This is a genomic window from Bradyrhizobium sp. LA6.1 (assembly GCF_040547805.1).
Classification (GTDB): Bacteria; Pseudomonadota; Alphaproteobacteria; order Rhizobiales; family Xanthobacteraceae; genus Bradyrhizobium; species Bradyrhizobium barranii.
In genome coordinates this window covers 192,124-211,475 of sequence record NZ_JBEPQK010000012.1, presented here as the reverse complement: position 1 = coordinate 211,475, position 19,352 = coordinate 192,124, and the positions used below count along the sequence as shown (strand labels likewise).

The 19,352-nt window shown below is 63.9% G+C and carries 18 protein-coding genes; 2 read left to right on the top strand and 16 right to left on the bottom strand.

What is annotated here, in order from left to right:
* Positions 1–121: 121 nt before the first annotated feature.
* The 3 genes from ABIB99_RS27425 to ABIB99_RS27415 form a co-directional block, all read right to left on the bottom strand.
* Positions 122–1,774 carry an NAD-dependent malic enzyme gene (locus ABIB99_RS27425; protein WP_354102694.1) on the bottom strand — a complete coding sequence of 551 codons (1,653 nt, stop codon included), beginning with the start codon at positions 1,772–1,774 and terminating at the stop codon, positions 122–124.
* A gap of 162 nt (positions 1,775–1,936) precedes the next feature.
* Positions 1,937–2,935, bottom strand: a complete 999-nt coding sequence (locus tag ABIB99_RS27420; protein WP_354102693.1) for a tripartite tricarboxylate transporter substrate-binding protein — start codon at positions 2,933–2,935, stop codon at positions 1,937–1,939.
* Positions 2,936–3,034: 99 nt separating this feature from the next.
* Positions 3,035–5,368 carry a mechanosensitive ion channel domain-containing protein gene (locus ABIB99_RS27415; RefSeq protein ID WP_354178323.1) on the bottom strand — a complete coding sequence of 778 codons (2,334 nt, stop codon included), beginning with the start codon at positions 5,366–5,368 and terminating at the stop codon, positions 3,035–3,037.
* A gap of 730 nt (positions 5,369–6,098) precedes the next feature.
* On the opposite strand from ABIB99_RS27415, the gene ABIB99_RS27410 reads away from it, so the two are divergent.
* A complete protein-coding gene (locus ABIB99_RS27410) occupies positions 6,099–6,983 on the top strand; it encodes an MBL fold metallo-hydrolase (protein WP_354178321.1) in 885 nt (294 codons plus the stop codon).
* A gap of 142 nt (positions 6,984–7,125) precedes the next feature.
* On the opposite strand, the gene ABIB99_RS27405 is transcribed toward ABIB99_RS27410, so the two are convergent.
* The 10 genes from ABIB99_RS27405 to ABIB99_RS27360 form a co-directional block, all read right to left on the bottom strand.
* Positions 7,126–7,380 carry a DUF3551 domain-containing protein gene (locus ABIB99_RS27405; protein WP_063981647.1) on the bottom strand — a complete coding sequence of 85 codons (255 nt, stop codon included), beginning with the start codon at positions 7,378–7,380 and terminating at the stop codon, positions 7,126–7,128.
* A gap of 13 nt (positions 7,381–7,393) precedes the next feature.
* Positions 7,394–8,431 carry a patatin-like phospholipase family protein gene (locus tag ABIB99_RS27400; RefSeq protein WP_063981646.1) on the bottom strand — a complete coding sequence of 346 codons (1,038 nt, stop codon included), beginning with the start codon at positions 8,429–8,431 and terminating at the stop codon, positions 7,394–7,396.
* Positions 8,428–9,357, bottom strand: coding sequence for a polyphosphate kinase 2 family protein (locus ABIB99_RS27395; protein ID WP_063981645.1), 930 nt, complete (start codon positions 9,355–9,357; stop codon positions 8,428–8,430). Before ABIB99_RS27395 ends, ABIB99_RS27400 begins: the two co-directional genes overlap by 4 nt.
* Entirely contained in the window at positions 9,317–10,336 is a 1,020-nt protein-coding gene (locus ABIB99_RS27390) for a branched-chain amino acid ABC transporter permease (protein WP_063981644.1), read from the bottom strand. Before ABIB99_RS27390 ends, ABIB99_RS27395 begins: the two co-directional genes overlap by 41 nt.
* Positions 10,333–11,214, bottom strand: coding sequence for a branched-chain amino acid ABC transporter permease (locus tag ABIB99_RS27385; protein WP_063981643.1), 882 nt, complete (start codon positions 11,212–11,214; stop codon positions 10,333–10,335). Before ABIB99_RS27385 ends, ABIB99_RS27390 begins: the two co-directional genes overlap by 4 nt.
* Positions 11,215–11,227: 13 nt before the next feature.
* Positions 11,228–11,932 carry an ABC transporter ATP-binding protein gene (locus ABIB99_RS27380; protein WP_028150400.1) on the bottom strand — a complete coding sequence of 235 codons (705 nt, stop codon included), beginning with the start codon at positions 11,930–11,932 and terminating at the stop codon, positions 11,228–11,230.
* A 3-nt stretch (positions 11,933–11,935) separates the two neighbouring features.
* A complete protein-coding gene (locus tag ABIB99_RS27375) occupies positions 11,936–12,703 on the bottom strand; it encodes an ABC transporter ATP-binding protein (protein WP_063981642.1) in 768 nt (255 codons plus the stop codon).
* A gap of 15 nt (positions 12,704–12,718) precedes the next feature.
* The gene (locus ABIB99_RS27370) at positions 12,719–14,029 is read right to left on the bottom strand and encodes an ABC transporter substrate-binding protein (RefSeq protein ID WP_063981641.1); all 1,311 of its coding nucleotides are present in this window, start codon (positions 14,027–14,029) and stop codon (positions 12,719–12,721) included.
* 95 nt (positions 14,030–14,124) lie between these two features.
* On the bottom strand, positions 14,125–14,829 hold the full coding sequence (locus ABIB99_RS27365) for a hypothetical protein (RefSeq protein ID WP_063981640.1): 705 nt from the start codon (positions 14,827–14,829) through the stop codon (positions 14,125–14,127).
* Positions 14,830–14,858: 29 nt separating this feature from the next.
* On the bottom strand, positions 14,859–15,884 hold the full coding sequence (locus ABIB99_RS27360; RefSeq protein WP_063981639.1) for an ABC transporter substrate-binding protein: 1,026 nt from the start codon (positions 15,882–15,884) through the stop codon (positions 14,859–14,861).
* Between the two features lie 139 nt (positions 15,885–16,023).
* On the opposite strand from ABIB99_RS27360, the gene ABIB99_RS27355 reads away from it, so the two are divergent.
* Positions 16,024–16,473, top strand: a complete 450-nt coding sequence (locus ABIB99_RS27355) for a cupin domain-containing protein (RefSeq protein ID WP_015684397.1) — start codon at positions 16,024–16,026, stop codon at positions 16,471–16,473.
* A gap of 73 nt (positions 16,474–16,546) precedes the next feature.
* Here the strand turns inward: ABIB99_RS27355 and ABIB99_RS27350 are convergent, their stop codons facing one another.
* From ABIB99_RS27350 to ABIB99_RS27340, 3 genes are read right to left on the bottom strand one after another with little or no spacing between them, the layout of a single operon-like run.
* The gene (locus tag ABIB99_RS27350; RefSeq protein ID WP_063981638.1) at positions 16,547–17,320 is read right to left on the bottom strand and encodes an anti-sigma factor family protein; all 774 of its coding nucleotides are present in this window, start codon (positions 17,318–17,320) and stop codon (positions 16,547–16,549) included.
* Complete coding sequence (locus tag ABIB99_RS27345; RefSeq protein ID WP_210387729.1) at positions 17,317–17,826, bottom strand: sigma-70 family RNA polymerase sigma factor; 510 nt, start codon at positions 17,824–17,826, stop codon at positions 17,317–17,319. The genes ABIB99_RS27350 and ABIB99_RS27345 overlap by 4 nt, the downstream gene beginning before the upstream one ends.
* A 49-nt stretch (positions 17,827–17,875) precedes the next feature.
* The gene (locus tag ABIB99_RS27340) at positions 17,876–19,345 is read right to left on the bottom strand and encodes a YncE family protein (RefSeq protein ID WP_063981637.1); all 1,470 of its coding nucleotides are present in this window, start codon (positions 19,343–19,345) and stop codon (positions 17,876–17,878) included.
* Positions 19,346–19,352 lie beyond the last annotated feature (7 nt).

The following is a 19,352-nucleotide window of genomic DNA, read 5'->3' as shown; positions in this document are numbered from 1 at the left end:
ACGATCTGGCTGACCATCCGACGTCAGGGACGCACCACTCTCGCGCTCCCTCGCCCCGTTCTTACGGCGAGAGGGTTGGGGTGAGGGGCTGCCCCCACACGTTCGGCTGAAGTTGTGAGCCTCAATACTGCGGCTCGTACATCTGGGACTGGACCAGGCCCTTCACGTCGTTGGGAGCGGGGCCGTCGGCGAGACCGCGCTGGTAGGCGACGTCTGCCACCGCAACGGCGATGCGGGCCGAGACCTCACGGATGCGGGGCAGCGCCGGATAGAGGCTGCCCTGCGCGAGGTCCTCCTTGCCGACGCAATCGGCGAGCGTATGGGCGGCCGCCATGAACATCTCGTCCGTCACCAGGCGCGAACGGCTGGCGATGACGCCGAGGCCGACGCCGGGGAAGATATAGGAGTTGTTGCCCTGGCGCGGCACGAAGGTGCGGCCGTTGAGCGTCACCGGATCATAGGGACTGCCGCAAGCGAACAGTGCGCGGCCCTCGGTATAGCGGTAGGCATCCTCGGCCGAGCATTCGGCCTTCGAGGTCGGGTTGGAGAGCGCGAACACGATGGGCTGCTCGTTGAGCGCGGCCATCGCCTTGAGCACCTCGGGCGTGAAGGCGCCCCCGACCGCGGCGACACCGATGATCGCCGTCGGCTTCAGCGTCTTGATCGCGGTGAGGAAATCGGCGATCGGCGCTTGGCCGGCATGGGCATAGCGCAGCTTGTGGCCAGAGAGGCCATCACGGCCGCCGACGACGAGGCCGCGGGAATCCACCAGCCAGTTGCGCCGGAGAGCTTCCGCCTCGGAAATCCCCTCCGCCATCATGGCGGAGACGACGAGATCGGCGATGCCGGTTGCCGCCTCGCCCGCACCGAGGAACAGGATACGCTGATCCCTGAGCTTGCCGCCATTGACGCGCAGCGCGGAGAACAGGCCGGCGAGCGCCACGGCCGCGGTGCCCTGGATGTCGTCGTTGAAGACGCAGGCCTCGTCCCGATATTTGTGCAGCAGCTTGAACGCCGAGTGATTGGCGAAATCCTCAAACTGGATCAGCACGCCCGGAAACGTCTTTCGCGCAGCCTGCATGAACTCGTCGACGAAGCTGTCATAGGCCTCGCCGGTCAGCCGCCGCTCGCGCAGGCCCAGATAATAGGGATCATTCAAGAGCTCTTCGTTGTTGGTTCCGACGTCGAGCACGATCGGCAGGCAATGCTCGGGATGCACGCCGGCGCAGGCGGAATAGAGCGAGAGCTTTCCGACCGGGATGCCCATGCCGTTGGCGCCGAGATCGCCCAGCCCAAGGATGCGTTCGCCATCGGTCACGACGATCAGCTTGGCCGGATAGGGCCAGTTCTTCAGGATCTCCGCGATCTGGCCGCGATCGCGCGATGAGATGAACATGCCGCGCGGCCGCTGGAAGATCAGACCGTATTTCTGGCAGGCGAGCCCGACCGTCGGGGTGTAGATGATCGGCTGAATCTCGTCGATATTGTCGACGACGACGCGGAAGAACAGCGCCTCGTTGCGGTCATGCAGCGCATTCAGCGCGACGTATTTCTCCAGATCCGTCGGCAGCGTGCGCAGATTGGTCAGCACGCGCTCGACCTGGGTCTCCATCGTCAGCACGCAGGGCGGCAGCAGGCCGCGCAGGCCGAGCGCATCGCGCTCCGCTTCCGTGAAGGCGGTGCCCTTGTTGAGCAAGGGATCGCGCAGCAGCGTCATGCCGTGAGCGGGGTCGGATGATGTCGATTGGGCGCTGACCCGAGCAGGTCTATTCACGAAATCCCCCAGGGAGTTTCTTATTGAAGGGCAAACATTGTCGGCCAGCGCTCACCTGAGATCAAGGACGTAGAGACTCAAGGCTCGATTGTGATCTCGCACCGCAGCGAGATTTCGTGAAAAGCCGGCATTTGCGCGCGAGAAGAGGTCAACGCAGCAGAACTACTCGGGCTTGATGTCGGCGGCCTTCACGATCGGCCACCATTTCTCGGTCTCCGCCTTCTGGAATGCGCCGAGCGCCGAAGGCGATTGCTGGTCGGCAGGCGGAATCTCCTGCCCCAATTCGGCGAAACGCTGCTTGACAACGGGATCGGCAAGCACCGCGACGATGGCCGCGTTGAGCTTTGTGACGATCTCCTTCGGCGTGTTCTTCGGTGCCCAGATGCCGTGCCAGTAGGAGATGTAGAGACCGGGCAGGCCCGCCTCGTCGACGGTCGGGATATCAGGCGCGGACGCGAGCCGCGTCGGCGACGTCACCGCGAACGCCTTGATCGCGCCGTTCTTGTATTGCGGCAGCGAGTTCGAGGCCTGGTCGAACATGATGTCGATCTGGCCGGCGACGAGATCGATCATGGCGGGTCCGGCGCCGCGATAAGGCACGAACTGGAAATCGGTCCCGGTCTTCTCCTTGAAGAAGACGCCCGCGACGTGTGCGCCCGTGCCGGCACCAGCCGTGCCAGCAGTCGCCTTGCCGGGGCTGGCCTTCAGCCACGCAATCATCTCTTTCAGATTGTTGGCCTCGAGCGACTTCCGGCCAACGATCAGCTGCGTTCCCATCGCGATCGTCGCGACCGGCTCGAAATCGGCGATCACATCATAGGGCAGCTTGAAGATTGCGCCGTTCAGCACATGCGTGCCCCAATGGCCGATGGTGATCGTCGTGCCGTCAGGCGTCGCGCGCGCGACGCGGGCGCCCGCAATGCTGCCGGAGGCACCGGCGACGTTCTCGACCACGACGGTCGTGTGCAGCTGAGCGGCGATCCGCTCGGACAGGATCCGCGCCAGCGTGTCGGTCGGGCCACCCGCCGCGAACGGCACCACGAGGGTGATGGGGCGCGACGGGAACGGCTGGGCGCCCGCCGGTACGGTCCACGCCGCACATCCGATCAACGCGCAAATGACGATCACATGACCGCGTAGTCCGGCCCACAGCCCCTGCATTCCATCCACCCTTTTTCATCGCCCGCATGTTGTCAGCGGGCTGGGGCCGGAGTGAACGCTGCCGGGCGGGCAGAGGCAAGCTGGAAATTATGCCGAGCGCTAACCAGCCGCCCGCCGCGGGGCCAGATTGGTGGCGCCATCAGCCGGCGGCGCGATCTGCATCAGGATAGTCTGGACCGGGGATGCGACCTCGATGCCGTTCTGCTGGAAGCGCAGCTTCATGCGGCGGTTGAATTCGCGCTGGACCGGCCAGCGGCCGGCCTCCGTGCAGCGGATCTGGCCGACGATCGACACCATGGCACCATCGACCTTGTCGATGCCCCACAGATCGAGGTCGCCGCGAATTGCCGCGCGAAACTCCGGCTCGCGGCGCATCTCCTCGACGATGTCCTTGAGGATCTGGCCGGCGCGGTCGGTGTCTTCCTTGTAGGCGACATTGACGCTGACGGATGCATTGCCGGCGCCGCGGCTGGCATTGGTGATGGTCGTCACCGCGCTGAACGGCACGATGTGCACGGCGCCGTCGCCGGCGCGCAGACGAATGGTGCGGATCGAGACGTTCTCGACCACGCCGGACAGCCCCGAGACGCTGACATTATCGCCGACCTGGACCGTGTTCTCCAGCAGCAGGAACAGGCCGGTGATGAGATCCTGCACCAGCTTCTGCGAGCCGAAGCCGATGGCGATGCCGACGATACCGGCGCCGGCCAGCAGCGGCGCGACGTTGACGCCGATCTCGCTCAGCGCCGTGAGGCCGACGACCGTGGCGATCAGGCAGAGCAGCGCCGTCCGCAGCATCGGCTGGAAGGTGCGCAGGCGCGCGGCGCGGGCGTAGTGCCCGTCGCGCGACAGCGTGTTGATCTGGCGGTCCAGCAGCGCGTTGCTGGCTTCCCAGATGGCGGCAGCAATGAGCACGGCGATGCCGATGGTCGCCACCGCCGAAATCAGCCGGCCGCCGATCTGGCCTCCATAGAACCAGACGATGGCGTCGACGCCCCAGACTTCGAGCACGGCCACGAAGCCGATGAACGCGATCACGCTGGATACGATCTTGCGCAGCAACGGCAGATAGCGGTTGGCGCGGATCTCGAGGCCCGGAAAGCGCTGGAGGATCTCCGGCCTGATGCGGAAGCCGCGGTCGATCAGGCTCAGCGTCACCATGATGGCGACGCGCGTGATCAGCGCGACCACGACGGTGCCGACGAAATATTGCAGCAGCAGCGAATAGCCATTGCGGATGTTGAGCGCCCACACCGCCCACAGCGCAAGGTCGAGCGCGATGGCGAGATAGTGCCAGCCGCCGGCAATGCGGTTGCGCAGGCGCGCCGCGATCCCCTGCCGCTCCGCCGGGGCGCGGATGGCTTCGGCGACCTGGCGGCGGCATTGCAGGATGATGACGACGACGAAGAGATGCACGACCAGCAACACCATGCGCAGCAGCGCGGCATAGCCGGCGCGATGCAGGCCGAGCAGCAGCGCCACATTGGCGAAGGCGATGCCGGAGACACCGACGCCGACGATGCGCCGCGCCCAGATCTCGATATAGGCCGCGGTTTCTGCCCGAACCGGAACCAGGCCAAACGGCCCCGCCAGCGCGCGGACGACGCAGATGAGCCCGCGCGAGAACGCATAGGCATTGACGACGGCCAGGATCACGAGGCGGACGGTTGCTGGATCGCCGATCTCCGTGCCGAGCAGTGCGGTTGCGACACCGATGAAAACGAACACGGGAAGCAGCTCGAGCAGGAGACGCCCGAGCACGAAGGGCAGCCGCAGCAGCAATTGCCAGACACGTGCGAGACTGTGGCGGCGCTTGTGCAGTTCGGGCGCGGGCGTGACATCGGCGACCGATGAGGGCGGATCGGCGATGGGCAGCACCTGCGCCGGCAGGCGCGCGGTTTGGGGTACGCGTCCTTCCAGGAAGGCGACCGGTCGCCGGATCGCGCGGAAGATCACCCACTCCGCCGCAATGGCGCAGCCGAGCACCAGCGCGAGCTTCCACGCGATCTCGATCAGGAGGTTGTAGGCGACGGGATCGTTGGCGGTCCGTACGATCCAGTAATAGAAGGCGGGGAAATGCGTCAGCGTCCGCGCCACGTCGGCGATCTCGCGCGATATCTCGCCGATCTCTTCCGACACCGTGAGCAGGAGCTGTGCGCCAAGGCCGTCGGCCGAGAGCGGGATCGGCGATTTCTGCTCGGGCGCGGCGGGCACGGGCTGCTGCTGACCGGGCACATTCGCGATCACGCGCAGCGTATCGATCATCTGCGCACGTTTTTTGTCGTCCTGGAGCGTCTCCAGCGCCCGCTTGGCTTCCTCCGGCGACAGTGCGGCGGCCCTATTGGCGGCCGGCGGCTCGGCGCGAACGGTGGAAAGAGATGAGATCGCGATGAAGAGAGCGGCGAGGAACGCCGGGGCAAGCTTGTGCGACACGAGGATTCCCTGGAAAAGCGCATGCGCCGGCGGAGTCGGGACTGTCGCCGCCGAAGCACTGCGTCATGTCGTATCGACGCTATTCGCCCCGGCGCTGTGTCGGAAGTTGGCCAACGCGGCGACATTCTCTTGGCATTTGCCGCGGTGCAGGAACGGGAACCGTCGGCCCCGTGCGGCCGAACATCAACCGAGTGCGATGCGCACAGCAAAGCTCGTCCGTCATTCCGGGAGTCGGCCCGGAATGACGGCGAGGAGGAGGAGGAGGAGAGAGCAGGATGTCAAAGCGCCTATCGCGGCGGCCGCATCACGGCCATCCGACATGATCGGTGTGATGCAAAATACAGCGCCGGGAAGGTAGGGGCTTTGCCTCACTGATGCAGCCCGCTAAACCTTGACCCGGCGTGCCGTTCGCGGTTTCTGCCGCTATGCGATAGTCCGAACGAGCTCCATCGCACTTAACGCGGCTGGATCTGCGGAGGTGGAGTCATAGACCTCCCCTTGCTCATGAGGTGGACGTTACGCGTCGCGTATTCGCGACCAGCACGATGCTCCTCCCGTGACATAAAACTGTCAAGCAGGATCAATGGTGCCGGTATCACATTTGAGGACGTGTTCCCTCCCACCTCGACAGATTGATCACAGTGGATCAGGGAATAAATTCCCTCCCGCCGCGTTTGTGTCAGAGAGTCCATTCGCCTTCCGCATTCCATCCATTTCCAGAAAGCAAGACATGAAAGCATTACTTTGCATCGCCGCTGTCGCGGCCCTCCTGACTGGATCAGCCTTCGCGCAGACCCCGCCGCAGACCTCGACCAAGAAGGTCGACGGCACCGAGAACGTCTACGTCTTCCGCTATGGCGGTCATCAGTCGATGTTCATCGTGACGCCGCAGGGCGTGATCGCGACCGACCCGATCTCGTATTTGCGTCCGGCAAAGCCCTATATCGACGCCATCAAGGCCGTCACCGACAAGCCGATCAAATACGTCATCTACAGCCACCACCATTACGACCACATCGCCGGCGGCCAGCCCTTCAAGGATCTCGGTGCCACCTTCATTGCGCACCGGCGGACCAAGGAGCGCCTGCTCGAGCTGAAGAAGCAGAATTCGCTGCTCGCCGATGTCGTGATGCCGGACCAGGTGATCGACGACAAGAAGAGCATCACGCTCGGCGGCACCACGCTGGAGCTGAACTATGTCGGCCGCAACCACTCCGACAATTCGCTGGTGATGCGGCTGCCGAAGGAGAAGATCGTCTTCGTCGTCGACTTCGCGCCGATCGAGTCCGTGCAGTTCCGCAACATTCCCGACAACGCCTCGCCGGTCGAGTATATCGCCTCGCTGAAGAAGCTGGCCTCGCTCGACTGGGAGCGGATGACCCCCGGCCATCCCTATGCCGGAGGGCGCTTTGGCACCAAGAAGGACGTCGAGGACGACATCGCGTACATGGAAGATCTGTCCGCGGAGGTGAAGAAGGCCGCCGATGCCGGCAAATGCTTCGACACCGCGATGAAGGAAGTGAAGCTGCCGAAATACGAGAAATGGGCGAATTACGAGACCGCCCTTCCCGCCAATATCGAGCGTTTCTGCTACTGGTGGGGCCGCGGGTATTGAGGGTCGGCTTGCTCAGACGCGACGAGCTTCGCTCGCGCTGAGATCGTAGGGTGGGCAAAGGCGCTCTTGCGCCGTGCTCACCACCTCTCGCCGGATGAAGATTGGTGGGCACGCTTTGCTTTGCCCACCCTAGGGATCGCCGCTAGCGAACGCGCCGCCCTGTCCTCGCCGACGGCGCCTGCGCGAAATACGGATTCGTCAGACATGTCGCCGGACGCCCCTGCGCGCTTGCCTGACACTGGGCGAACGAGGAGAAAATGCAGTCCATCCGCTCGCCCTCCAACTCGCCGAAGACGTGCAGGCAGACCGGCGCATCGCCCCCATAGGTCTGGGCGCGCGCGGAACCGGCGATCGAGAGCGCGGCGAACAGGGAAACGACGACAGCAGGCTTGTACACGACAACCTCGAAATCAGAGAAACATTTCAGTCAAATCAACCGTCGACGAGCTGCCGATCAAGTCGAAGTTTTGCGTCAGCCAGCTTCGCGCGGCCTCGCGCCCCTCGTCACGCAGACGGCACAACAGACTCCATTCGGGATGGAACTGCGTGGCCGTTCCGAGCTGCGACATCAATTGGTCGTTTCCAATCCAGTGCATGAACATGCGGCTGTGCGTGTTGCGATCGAGCTCGCCATTGTCGATCAGCCGGGTCGCGAAGGCAATCGCGCGCATCTCACGCATCAGTGACGAATTGAAGCTGATCTCGTTGATGCGATGGAGAACGTCGGCGGCGCTCGCCGGCAGTTCGTCACGCCGGATCGCGGTCACCTGCACGATGATGACGTCTTGGCTACCTTTTCGATAGATCAGCGGAAAGATCGCGGGATTTCCGAGATAGCCGCCATCCCAATAATGCTCGCCGTCGATCTCGACCGCCTGGAAATATGGCGGCAAACAGGCCGAGGCGAGCACGGTCTCCGCGCTGAGCAGCGGCGTCTGGAACACCTTGATCTTGCCGGTACGGACATTCGTTGCGTTGAGAAAGAGCTGCGGTGCGTCCGGCGATGAATTGAGCCGATCGAAATCGACCACGCGTAGCAGCAACGACCGGAGCGGATTGAAGTGGAGGGGGTTGAGCAGGTTCGGCGGCACCGTGTGCGTCAGCGTGTGGATGAAAGCATGGACAGGGTGATATTCCGGCGGCAGCTTGAGGGCCTGGATCAACTGGTTGAGTGGCGAGAACAGGTCATAGACCTGATCCATCCGCGAGACCTCGTACCAGAACGCATGCAGGTTCTGCCGCGCCGCCTCGGCTCCACCGATGGCCATGCCTGAGGCCAGCACCACCGCATTCATCGCGCCCGCGCTTGTAGCGCTGATCGCCTCGATGGCGAGCCTGCCGTCCTCGAGCACGTGGTCCAGCACGCCCCAGACGAAGGCGCCGTGCGCGCCGCCGCCCTGGAGCGCGAAGTTGACGTTCTTCTGGTTGCTGGTCTCACGGGCGGTCACTTTGCGGGCTTCCGGCCTCCCTTCCCCTCGCGCTCCAGCGCCTTGCGCACCTCGTCGAATTCGCCAAGCGAGGCCTTGTCGGCGCGGGGGAAGCGCAGGTCGAGCTTTTCGAGCGCCGCGACGATCGCCGAGCCGATCACGACGCGCGCGAACCATTTGTGGTCGGCCGGCACGACATACCAGGGCGCGTGCGACGTTGCCGTATGCCGGACGATGTCCTGATAGACCGCCTGGTAGCGCGGCCACAGCGCGCGCTCCTTGATGTCGTCCATCGAGAACTTCCACTGCTTGGCCGGTTCCTCGAGCCGCTCAAGGAAGCGCTCGCGCTGCTCCTCCTTGGATAGATTGAGGAAGAATTTCAGAACCACCGTGCCGTTGCGGCTGAGATGGCGCTCGAAAGCGGAGATGTCCTCGAACCGCTCCTTCCAGATGTTCTTGGTGACGAGCCCTTGCGGCAGCTTCTGCCTGGCAAGAATCTCCGGGTGCACCCGCGTGACCAGGCACTCCTCGTAATGGGAGCGGTTGAAGATGCCGATATGGCCGCGCTCGGGCAGCGCGATCGCGTGGCGCCAGAGGAAATCGTGATCGAGCTCCTTGGTGCTCGGCGCCTTGAAAGCATGGACCTCGCAGCCCTGCGGATTGATGCCCTCGAAGATCGCCTTGATCGCAGAATCCTTGCCGGCGGCGTCCATGGCCTGGAGCACGATCAGCACCGACCAGCGGTCCTGGGCGTAGAGCTTCTCCTGAAACTCGATCATCCGCTTCTTGTTGGCGTCGAGAATCTCCTGCGCCTTCTCCTTGTCGAGATCGCCCTTCTCGTTGGTCTTGTAATCCTTGAGGTGAAACTTGCCCGATCCGTCGTAACGGAACGGCGTGATGTAGCTGTCAAGTTCCTGGGCGAGCGATTTGGACGGCTTCTTGCTCATGAGCGCGGGGCACCTTGCGTTGCGGCTTCAATCGGTCGAGCAGGCTACCAAGGATGCCCTTGGGAAGGAATATGATGAAAAGGACCAGCAGCACGCCATAGACGAGGTTGTCCCAGCCGACCGCCTTGGTGCCGAAGCCGATACGCAGGGTTTCCGCCAGCAGAATGGTGATGACAGCGCCAAAGGTCGGGCCGAGCGAGACGAACAGGCCGCCGACGATGGCCGCGAACACCATCTGGAGAGACACCGCGATGCCGCTGACGGTGTCGGGGGTGATGAACATCTGGTACTGGCAGTACATTGCGCCGGCGAGCGCCGTCATCACCGCACTGAGCAGCGTGATCTTCAGCTTCTCCGCGGTGACATCGACGCCGGCGGCGGCCGCGGCATCCTCGTCCTCCGAGATCGCCTCGAGCGCGTAGCGGGCCATGCTGCGGTCGACCCAGTGCCAGACCACGATGCCGAAAAGCCAGACCCCGAGCGCGATCAGATACCAGGTCGTCTTGTCGTCGAATTGCAGCGCCAGCAGCTTGTTGCCGGAGGCGCGATTCGGCGTATAGCCGAGCGAGCCGCCGGTATAGTCGCGCGTCGCGGTAATGACCTGAAGCACGATGCCTGACAGCGCCAGCGTCACCAGCACGAAATAATGTCCGGTGATACGGAAGCGGAAGCAGGGATAGCCGACGATTAGCGCCAGCGCACCCGCCGCAACCATGCTGATGGGGATGCCGATCCAGGGCGACCAGCCCAGATGATTCCAGAGCAGCGCGGTGACATAGGCGCCGATCCCCATGAAGCCGCCATGGCCGAGCGAGACCAGACCGAACCGTCCCATCATCGACCAGGACGTGTAGGCGAACGACCAGATCAGGATCAGCACCAGAATGTGCAGATGATAGGGGTCGCGATAGAGGAAGGGCAGCGCGATCAATGCTGCAAGCCCGATTGCCCACGCCACAAGCCGGCCCTGCCCCATCATCGGCGCCTCGCAAGCAGGCCCGCGGGCCGGATGAACATCATGACGATGAAGAAGGCGAAGGCGAGCACGTAGCCCCATTCGAGGTCGGAGAACAGGCCGCCGAGCGAGATGATCTCGGCGAACACAAAGGCGGCGATGAAGCCGCCGATGAAATTGCCGAGCCCCCCGAGCACGCAGATCAGGAAGGTGATCGGTCCGAAGGAGAGGCCGACGAAGGGATGCACGTCATATTGCAGCACCAGCAGGCAAGCGGCGAGCCCAGCCAGCGCGCCGCCGAGCGCGGAGGTGATGAGATACATTCTCTTCGTGTCGACGCCCATCAGCGCCATGATCTGCCGATCCTGGGAGATGGCGCGGATCGCGGTGCCGGTGAAGGTGCGGGTCATGAACAGGTACACTGCGACCATGCCGACCAGCGCGGCCAGAAAGGATAGCAGCCGCGCGTAGCTGAAATTCATGTCGCCGAAGGCGAGCACCGGCAGGCGGATGCCGAGATTGCGGAAGTCGATGCCGAAGGCGACGGTGGCAAAGCTCTGGAGCACGAACAGCACCCCGCCTGTCGCAAGCAGCTGGTTGATCGGCGGCGCGGTGAGCAGCGGCGCGATCACGAGGTAGTGCAGCGCGGCGCCGAGGATCGCGACGAGCAAAATGGTGAACGGCGCTGCGATGAAGTAGCTGAGGCCGTAATACTGCACGATGAAATACATGGCGTACATGCCGATCATCACCAGCTCTGCGTAGCAGATCCAGGTCACGTCGATGACGCCAAAGATCAAATTGAGCCCGAGCGCGAGCAGTGCCAGCACGCCGCCGAGCAGGATGCCGTTGATCACGGCCTCCAGCAGATAGATGTCGAAAATGCCCAAAAAAGCTTGCATGCCTGCATGAACCTCATACCCCGAGATACGCTTCCTTGACCGTGTCGCTCGCCAGCATCTCGGCCGAGGTGCCGGACGCCCGGATCGTGCCCGCCTCGATCAGATAGGCGCGATCAACCACTTTCAGCACCTGCTGCACGTTTTGCTCGACGATCAGCACCGTCAGGCCACGGGCGCGGATCCGCTTCACCAGCTCGAACACCTGCTGCACCACGACTGGCGCCAGCCCCGCCGACGGCTCGTCGAGCAGCAGGAGTTTTGGATTCGACATCAGCGCGCGGCCGATCGCGCACATCTGCTGCTCGCCGCCGGACATGGTGCCGGCCATCTGGTGGCGGCGTTCCTTCAGGCGCGGAAACAGGTCGAACACGACATCCAGCCGCTCGGCATAGTGGCCGCGCGCTTCCTTCATGAAGGCGCCCATCTTGAGATTGTCGTCGACCGTGAGCTGCGGAAACAGCCGCCGGTTCTCCGGCACATGGGCGATCCCGAGGCTGACGATCTTGTGCGGCGGCGTCGCCACGACATCGACGCCCTCCATCCTGATCGACCCGCGCGTGGGACGGATCAGGCCGGAGATGACGCGCATCAGGGTGGTCTTGCCGGCGCCGTTCGGACCGATGACGCCGACGGCCTCGCCCGCTTTCACGTCAAGATTGACGTCGAACAGCGCCTGGAACGTGCCGTAACCCGCGCTGACCGAACGAAGCTCCAGCATCGTCTAGCCTCCCGAGCGGCGGCGCGCTTCCGCCGCCGCGGCCTGCGTGGTCTCGGCATCGGTGCCGAGATAGACCTCGATGACGCGCGGGTCGCCGGCAACCGCGCTCGGCAAGCCTTCCGAGATCTTCTCGCCGTGATCGAGCACCATGACGCGGTCGACGACGCGCATCAGCACGCCCATGATGTGCTCGACCCAGATGATCGTGATGCCGAGCTCGTCGCGGATGTTGCGCAGCATGTCCGCCGCCTGGTCCATCTCGGTCTCGTCGAGACCGCCGAGGCTCTCGTCGGCAAGCAGCAGTTTTGGCGCGGTGGCGAGCGCCTTCGCCAATTCGAGCTTCTTCAGGCCGGCTGCGCCCAGGCCATCGACGCTGGCATGGCGATCGGTCGGCAAGCCCACCATCGCAAGTGACCGCTCGGCCGCCTCCTCCGCCCTGGCACGGCTGTGGCGGCCCTGGCCGTAGAAGCCGGCCAGTGCGACATTCTCGAAGATTGTCAGGCGCCGGAACGGCCGCGGAATCTGGAAGGTGCGGCCGATGCCGCTGTTGATGATCCGGTGCGGCGCAAGGCCTGCGATCTCGGCGCCGCCGAACAGGATCGAGCCGGTTGTCGGCGCCAGCGTGCCGGAGAGCATGTTGAAGATCGTGCTCTTGCCCGAGCCGTTGGGGCCGATCAGGCCGAGGATCTCGCCCTGATCGACCCGAAACGACACGTTGTTGACGGCGGTGAAGCCACCAAACCGCTTCACCAGCCCGCTGACTTCCAGCACCGCCCTGCTCCGCCGCTACTGGTTGCTGTAGGTGGTGCCCTTCGGCAGCGGCAGCACGGCCTCGCGCTGCGCCTGACTCTTGGGCCACACCACAGAGGATTTGTCGTCGATGTACTGGATCACGACCGGGAATGAGCGCTCGTTCTGCCCGGCCATCGGCGTGCCCTCGCCGTAGAACTTGACGCCGAAGCCGAGCATCGTGCCGCCTTCGGGGATGTCGGTGTCGAGCGCGGCCTTGCGCAGCGCGTCGGGATCGACGCCGCCATACTTTTTGATCGCGCGCGGCAGCACATCACTCATGAACACGTAAGTGTTGGACGCGCCGATGCCGACATGCGCCGAGCGGATGGCAACGCCGGGCCTGATCTTGTCGAACTCCTCGCCGACCATCTTGATGACGGGCGGGAGCTTGGGATCCATGGTCTTCTGGTTGGCGAGCCAGATCGAGATCGGGTCGGTGTTGAAGATGTAGGTAGCGTCGACCCCCATCCCCTCTTTCAGCTTCTCGTAGACGCCGTAGCCGGCGCCATGGCCCATCAGCGCGCCGAACTTCAGCCCCTGCTCGCGGGCCTGGCGCAGCAACAGCGTTATGTCAGGGTTGTAGCCGGTGTGGAAGATGACATCGGGCTTGGCACGCTTCAGCTTGGTCACCAGCGCGGAGAGATCGGGCGCCGTCGCCGAATAGCCTTCCTTCATCACGACGTTGAAGCCCGCCTTCTTCGCGCCTGCCTCATTGCCCCTGGAGACGTCGACGCCATAGGCGCCATCCTCGTGGATGATGGCGACGCGCAGGTCCTTCGGCTCCTTGTCGAACTTCGCCTTGGCATTCTGCGCGATGAAATCCATCGTCATCATGCCGAACTGGTCGCCGCTCGCCTGCGGGCGGAACACGTATTTGTAGCCCTTGTCGTTGAACACGGCCGACGAGATGCAGGTCGTCATCCACATGAACTTCTTGAGCTGCTCGACGCGGGCGGCGACCGGCACGCATTGCGCCGAGGAGAAGAAGCCGAGCACCATGTCCACCTTCTCCTGCTCGAGCAGGCGGACGGATTCGTTGATGGCGATGTCGGGCTTGCTCTGCGCGTCGGCGTAGACCGCCTCGATCATGTAGCCCTCGACGCCGGTCTTGGCGAAATGGTCGAGAATAATTTTTGCGCCGATATAGCCGAGCTCAGATCCACCGCCCGCGAGAGGCCCGGTCAGGTCGAAAACAACGCCGATCTTGATCTTCTTCTCTTGAGCCTGGGCCGAAGCCATCAAGCCCGTCGCTGATATCGCGACCAACAGCCCACGTACCAAGCGGGCAGCCATGCGCAGGCGCATCAAAACCTCCCTGGACGATTGTGCATTGCAGTCTTCTTGCTTTTGCTTTTTGGCCCATCACATGGGCTGGGGGCAGCGATGTCAAGCCTCGCGCTTCAGCGCGACGCGAACTGCTGCTCGATAAAGGCCGTGACAAATCGCGGCATGGTCGGCGTGAGATCACTCATCCCGCGCACGAGATGAATGGCCGACAACTCCGGTTCGGCTTCGCGGGCGAGGTTGGCCTCGATCCGGGCCCGGGCCACGTCACCCGGCATGTCCAGGTTGATGATTTGAATCATTGCAATCGACGGACCAGTGACGACACAGTGCCAGTCCGGCTGGGTCCGGTAGTCGGCCGCGGTCAAGCCGGTCTCTTCCCCGAGTTCGCGGATGACACTGCCGGGAATGTCGAGCGCGCCGTCACTGACGTCGTCCAGATCGGGCGTGCCCGAGGGGAAATAGATGCGGCCCGCATTGGCGGTGTGCTGCGCCATCTCGCCCATGATGAAGGCGCCGTCGGAGGCGCGCAGCGCGCCCATGCCAAAACCGTTGAACACGGCCCTGTCGGGAAAGCCCCAGTCGCGCCAGGCAAGGAAGCTCGCGAAATCCGTCTCGAAATAGGTCGCGGCGAGATGGCCGTCCGTGAACACGGCATCGCGCCCGAGCAGGACGCGGCCGTTCCACATCTTCGGCCGCTCGCGCTGCTTCTCGGCGAAATGCGCCGCGATCTCGGCGCGGCGTTCCTCCGCGAACGGCCAGGCGATTGGCCGCACGGCAAGATCAAGCGTCGTGACGCGATGAATGACCAATGACGTCATGACAGCTGATTACAATGCCTTCGCGTCAGTTATTTGGCATTCCCCGTGGTCTTCTTGGCCTGATCGACATACTTGTTGGTAAAGGTCTTGCTGACGTCGATCTTGGCGGCGGCCACCTCGGGCGAGCCGACGCTGAACACCGCGAGCACCGCGTCCGCGCCCTTCGGGTCCATCTTGCCGGTTTCGGAGAACATCGGGATCGTGTTCTTCAGCGCGGCGAGATAAAGCTCCTTGTTCTTGCCGACCATCTCGTCCGGCATCTTCGCCATGATCTCCTCCGGCGAATGCGAATGGATCCAGCCGATCGTGGCCAGCATTGCGTTGGTGAGCGCCTGCGTTTCCTTCTCGTGGCCGTTGATCCAGGCCACGGTCGAGTACAGCGCGCCGCCCGGATATTCGCCGCCGAACGTCTCGAGCGTGTCCTTCTGGGTCCGGGTGTCGCTGAGGATGAGCAGATCCTTGTGGCTGCCTTGGAGCACGGTGACGGAGGGATCGAGCATCACGGCGGCGTCAATCTGCCCCTGCTCCATCGCGGCCACGGCGGTGGCGCCGAGGCCGACGCCGATCACGGCGGTGCCGGCGGGATCGAGCCCGTTCTTCTTGAGCAAATATTTGAGGAAGAAGTCGGTCGAGGAGCCGGGCGCGCTGACGCCGACCTTCTTGCCGGCGAGATCCTTGATCGACTTGATTTCGTTCGTGTGCGACGGCGAGACCACCAGCACGAGGCCGGGATAACGGTCATAGACCACGAAGGCTTGAAGCTCCTGCTTCTTGGCGGCGAGGTTGACGCAATGGTCGAAATAGCCGGAGACCACGTCGGCGCTGCCGCCGAGCACGGCCTTCAGCGCGTCCGAGCCGCCCTTGAGGTCCACGAGCTCGACATTGAGGCCCGCCTTCTCGTATTCGCCGAGCTGCTTTGCCAGCACCGTCGGCAGATAGCACAGGCAGGCGCCGCCGCCGATCGCGATGGTGACCTTGCTTTGCGCCGCGGCAAGACCGGTGGTGAGCGTGAGCGCGAGCAGCGCGCCGGCGAGCCTGGCAATCGTGTTCTTCATTGGTTTCCTCCGTTCGGCCGGCGGCACCATAGAGCAGCGGGACTGGCTTGAGAAGCACCGCTTAAGTGGCACTGGCCATTGGCCTTTCGGCGCAATAACATGCTCAGACAAGAACAATTCTTGATGGGGAGGATCATCCATGAATCGCCTTGCAATCGGGCTGTCGATCGCCGCCGCCTTTGCCGCCGGATGCGGCGCAAACCAACTGCTCCGGCCGGCGCTGGCCGCGGAGAACGTCACCGCGCAGATCATCCATACCGGCGAGATGGAAGGCGACGCGCTCGGGCCCGCCAACAATGTCGGCTACCGTTCCAAGATGTTTGCCAGCGCCGACGGCGCCACCATCTCGATCCAGGTCGGCAATGTGCCCAAGCACATGCATCCCAACACCAACGAGATCCAGTACATCCTGGACGGGACCGGGACGATCTGGCTCGGCGACAAGGAGGTGACGGTGAAACCCGGCGACCTCGTCATCATCCCCAAGGGAACGCCGCATGGCGGCACCAAGCCGATCAGCGGTCAAGTCAAGGCCATCGCGATCAAGACGCCTCCGCAGGCGCCCGATGACACCAAGCTGCTGGATTAGGCTCCCCGCAACTCGGGCCGGTTGAACGTTCGGGCTCGCACTGCCGTGCGGGCCCATTTCGTCGGTTTCGAGGCTAGATCGGGCGCGTCTGCTTCCGGATCTCGTTCGCGATCGGCTTGAGGGTGTCTCCCGGAAGCTGGCCGACGAGCGTGTAACCCATGCCGCCATCTGCCCACACGAAGCCCGCGACATCGCCGGTCGATTGCGGCATCATCGGCGTATCCAGGTTGCGGTTGCTCATCGGACGCGTCAGCACGACAAGCCGGTCGCCGCGATCGTCATCGTACATGAACATCGCGGCCGGGCCGTGCGACGTCGCAACCAGGCGACCGCCCATCAACCGATAACCTGAGCCGGAGAGGTCCGGCACCTTGACCGGCTGTTTCAGCCGATTCGATACCCATCGCGTGAGCTCGGCACTGTCGGACGCCCTTATCTCGACCGGCCGCACGCGGTCCGGTGCGTAAACGCCATACGAATAGGCCGCCTCCTGTGCCAGCGCAGACAGTCCGTTCGAGCCCTCCTGCAAGACGCCGCGCATGGTCCATCCGCCGAGACCGCCGATGCCGAGAAGCAACATCGCAGCGATCGCCCACCACGCCCGCATGGGAGACCGCCTCCGGCTTTCGATGATGTGCGACAGATTCAGCTCGGCCGGCAACGGCTCGTCGGCGATCGACGCAAATGCCCCGCGCAGCTGCTCGCGCTGGGTGGCGAAGGCCGCAACGCGCGTGGCGACATCCTGATGATCGTCCAGATAGGATGCGACCTCCGCGCGCCGCTCAGGCTCGAGCGCCTGGTCGACATAGGCGTGGAGATCATCCTCGGTGATCGGCCGGCGGTTCATTTCACGCCCCGCAATGCCACGACGTTCCCTGGAGCCACGCCCTCCATCTCCTGCAATAGCCTCTCCCGCGCGCGCGACAGGCGTGACATCACGGTCCCGACCGGGATCTTCAGCACTCCCGCGGCGTCCGCGTAGGATAGATCCTCAACCGCAACAAGCAACAACACGGCACGCTGCTCTTCCGGCAGTCTCGCAAGCTTTTTCAGGACATCCTGATAGATCAGCCTGTGCTCCTGCGCGGCGGCACTGACAAGCTCACGCTCGCCTGCATCGTCGATCGGCATATGCCTGCCCCGCGCCGTCGCCTGACGGAATTGCGTGACCGCCAGATTGTGGAGGATGCTGAACAGCCAGGCGCGCACGCTGCCGTCGCGCCGCTGATGCCAATGGCTGACGGCACGCTCCAGGCAATCCTGAACCAGATCATCGGCAGCCACGCGATCGCGCAAAAGCGCGCGCGCGTAGCGGCGGAGCGCGGGGATAAGCGGCTCGACCTGAACCAGCATGTCCTTCACGAGCCGCTCCACCTGCCCTTTGCCGACGTCGGACGGCGCGTCATCGCGCCTCGATCTGGACCGCCTCACCAGGCATGGCCGCGTCACCGGCCGCAATCACCAGGTACCGCCTTGCTTCAGCGGCGGACTGGTCGACGATCTGCCGGATCGGACCGGCCACATTGACGATGGCAGATCCAGCCGGATTGGTCATGAACGCCGCCAACGGCTGCAACGGGCCACTGCCGTCGCCATGCTCCGCCAGGGCAAGCACATATTTCTGCTTGGGCTGAAGTCCCGTCACCGAAGCCTGCAAGATCTGAATCAGGCCCTGATCGAACAGCGACACGCTGGTCGGCGCCGTGCCGTCCTTCGCACCGTCCTTCGACGCAAGCGTGAGATGAGCGACTTGGCCGGCAACGCCGAGGGCCTGCAAATTCTGGCGGTCATCAGGGTTAGGCGCAGCATTTGGAACATACGCGATTGCCTGCGGCGCCTGGCCGATCGGAACGTTCCCGACCACCTTATTGGTCGCCGTGTCGATGGCCGCGAGTGCGTCCGCGTTCTCCAGCCCCACATAGATGCGCGTGCCATCGCCGGACGGCCAGACGCCGTGCGGCAGATTGCCGACCGGGATCGTCGCGACCTGCGAGAAATCGTCGGTGCGGAACACTTTTACTTCGTTCAGGCCACCGATGGTGACGTAGGCGAACGTGCCCTTGGCGGTGTGCGCGAAATTGACGTGGTTGGTGATCGGCCCGGTATCGATCGTCTTGATCGCGTTGAACGGTGGCCTGGCGTTGAACACCTGTGTCCGGCCGACGTCCTTCAGCGTGAACCACACCTGGTTTCCATCCGGCGTCGCCGCGATGTTCGGGCAGAATGGGCTCTCCTGCTTCACCGTGGCGATGATCTTGTGCTCGGCCACCGAGACGACGTCGGTCTCGGGATTGAACGACGAGCAGATGTAGCCGTATTTGCCGTCGGGTGAGAAAATCTGCATGCCCGGCCCGTTCGGGGTCGTGATGCGAGTCTTCTCCTTGAAGCTGATCGGATCGATGACGGAGACGTAGTTCTCGCCGCGAACGGTGACCCACACTTCCTTGCCGTCCGGCGTGAAGAACGCCTCGTGCGGCGATCGTCCGACGTAAGTGATATGCTTGACCGCGTTGGTCGCGGTGTCGATGAAGCTCACCGAATTGGAACCGATCGACACCACGGCGAGCGTCTTGTGATCGGGCGAAAAGCCCATACCGTGCACGAGCACCTGCCCCTTGTAGAGCGGGCTGAAATTGCCTGGCTGCGGGTCGCCCAGCCGGATCACGCCAAGCAGCTTGTTATCGACGGGATCGGTGACCGAGACCGTATTCGAGAACTGCTCTGCGGCGTACACACGGTCGTGGTGGCTGATCGGAATATCGGGGCCGGACAGCGCGCCCGGCGCCTGCCCCGCCCTCGCGACCGAACCCGTCGCAAGCATCGTGGCCGCCAGGAAAATGCTCTTCATCATGGTGCTTCGTGACGTGGTCATCTGCGAC

What these genes read in the sequence shown, in the direction of transcription:
- ABIB99_RS27420 (WP_354102693.1), bottom strand. Translation starts at nt 2,935, where the DNA reads ATGCAGGGGCTGTGGGCCGGACTACGCGGTCATGTGATCGTCATTTGC.
- ABIB99_RS27410 (WP_354178321.1), top strand. Translation starts at nt 6,099, where the DNA reads ATGAAAGCATTACTTTGCATCGCCGCTGTCGCGGCCCTCCTGACTGGA.
- ABIB99_RS27395 (WP_063981645.1), bottom strand. Translation starts at nt 9,357, where the DNA reads ATGAGCAAGAAGCCGTCCAAATCGCTCGCCCAGGAACTTGACAGCTAC.
- ABIB99_RS27390 (WP_063981644.1), bottom strand. Translation starts at nt 10,336, where the DNA reads ATGATGGGGCAGGGCCGGCTTGTGGCGTGGGCAATCGGGCTTGCAGCA.
- ABIB99_RS27385 (WP_063981643.1), bottom strand. Translation starts at nt 11,214, where the DNA reads ATGCAAGCTTTTTTGGGCATTTTCGACATCTATCTGCTGGAGGCCGTG.
- ABIB99_RS27380 (WP_028150400.1), bottom strand. Translation starts at nt 11,932, where the DNA reads ATGCTGGAGCTTCGTTCGGTCAGCGCGGGTTACGGCACGTTCCAGGCG.
- ABIB99_RS27370 (WP_063981641.1), bottom strand. Translation starts at nt 14,029, where the DNA reads ATGCGCCTGCGCATGGCTGCCCGCTTGGTACGTGGGCTGTTGGTCGCG.
- ABIB99_RS27365 (WP_063981640.1), bottom strand. Translation starts at nt 14,829, where the DNA reads ATGACGTCATTGGTCATTCATCGCGTCACGACGCTTGATCTTGCCGTG.
- ABIB99_RS27360 (WP_063981639.1), bottom strand. Translation starts at nt 15,884, where the DNA reads ATGAAGAACACGATTGCCAGGCTCGCCGGCGCGCTGCTCGCGCTCACG.
- ABIB99_RS27355 (WP_015684397.1), top strand. Translation starts at nt 16,024, where the DNA reads ATGAATCGCCTTGCAATCGGGCTGTCGATCGCCGCCGCCTTTGCCGCC.
- ABIB99_RS27350 (WP_063981638.1), bottom strand. Translation starts at nt 17,320, where the DNA reads ATGAACCGCCGGCCGATCACCGAGGATGATCTCCACGCCTATGTCGAC.
- ABIB99_RS27345 (WP_210387729.1), bottom strand. Translation starts at nt 17,826, where the DNA reads ATGCTGGTTCAGGTCGAGCCGCTTATCCCCGCGCTCCGCCGCTACGCG.
- ABIB99_RS27340 (WP_063981637.1), bottom strand. Translation starts at nt 19,345, where the DNA reads ATGACCACGTCACGAAGCACCATGATGAAGAGCATTTTCCTGGCGGCC.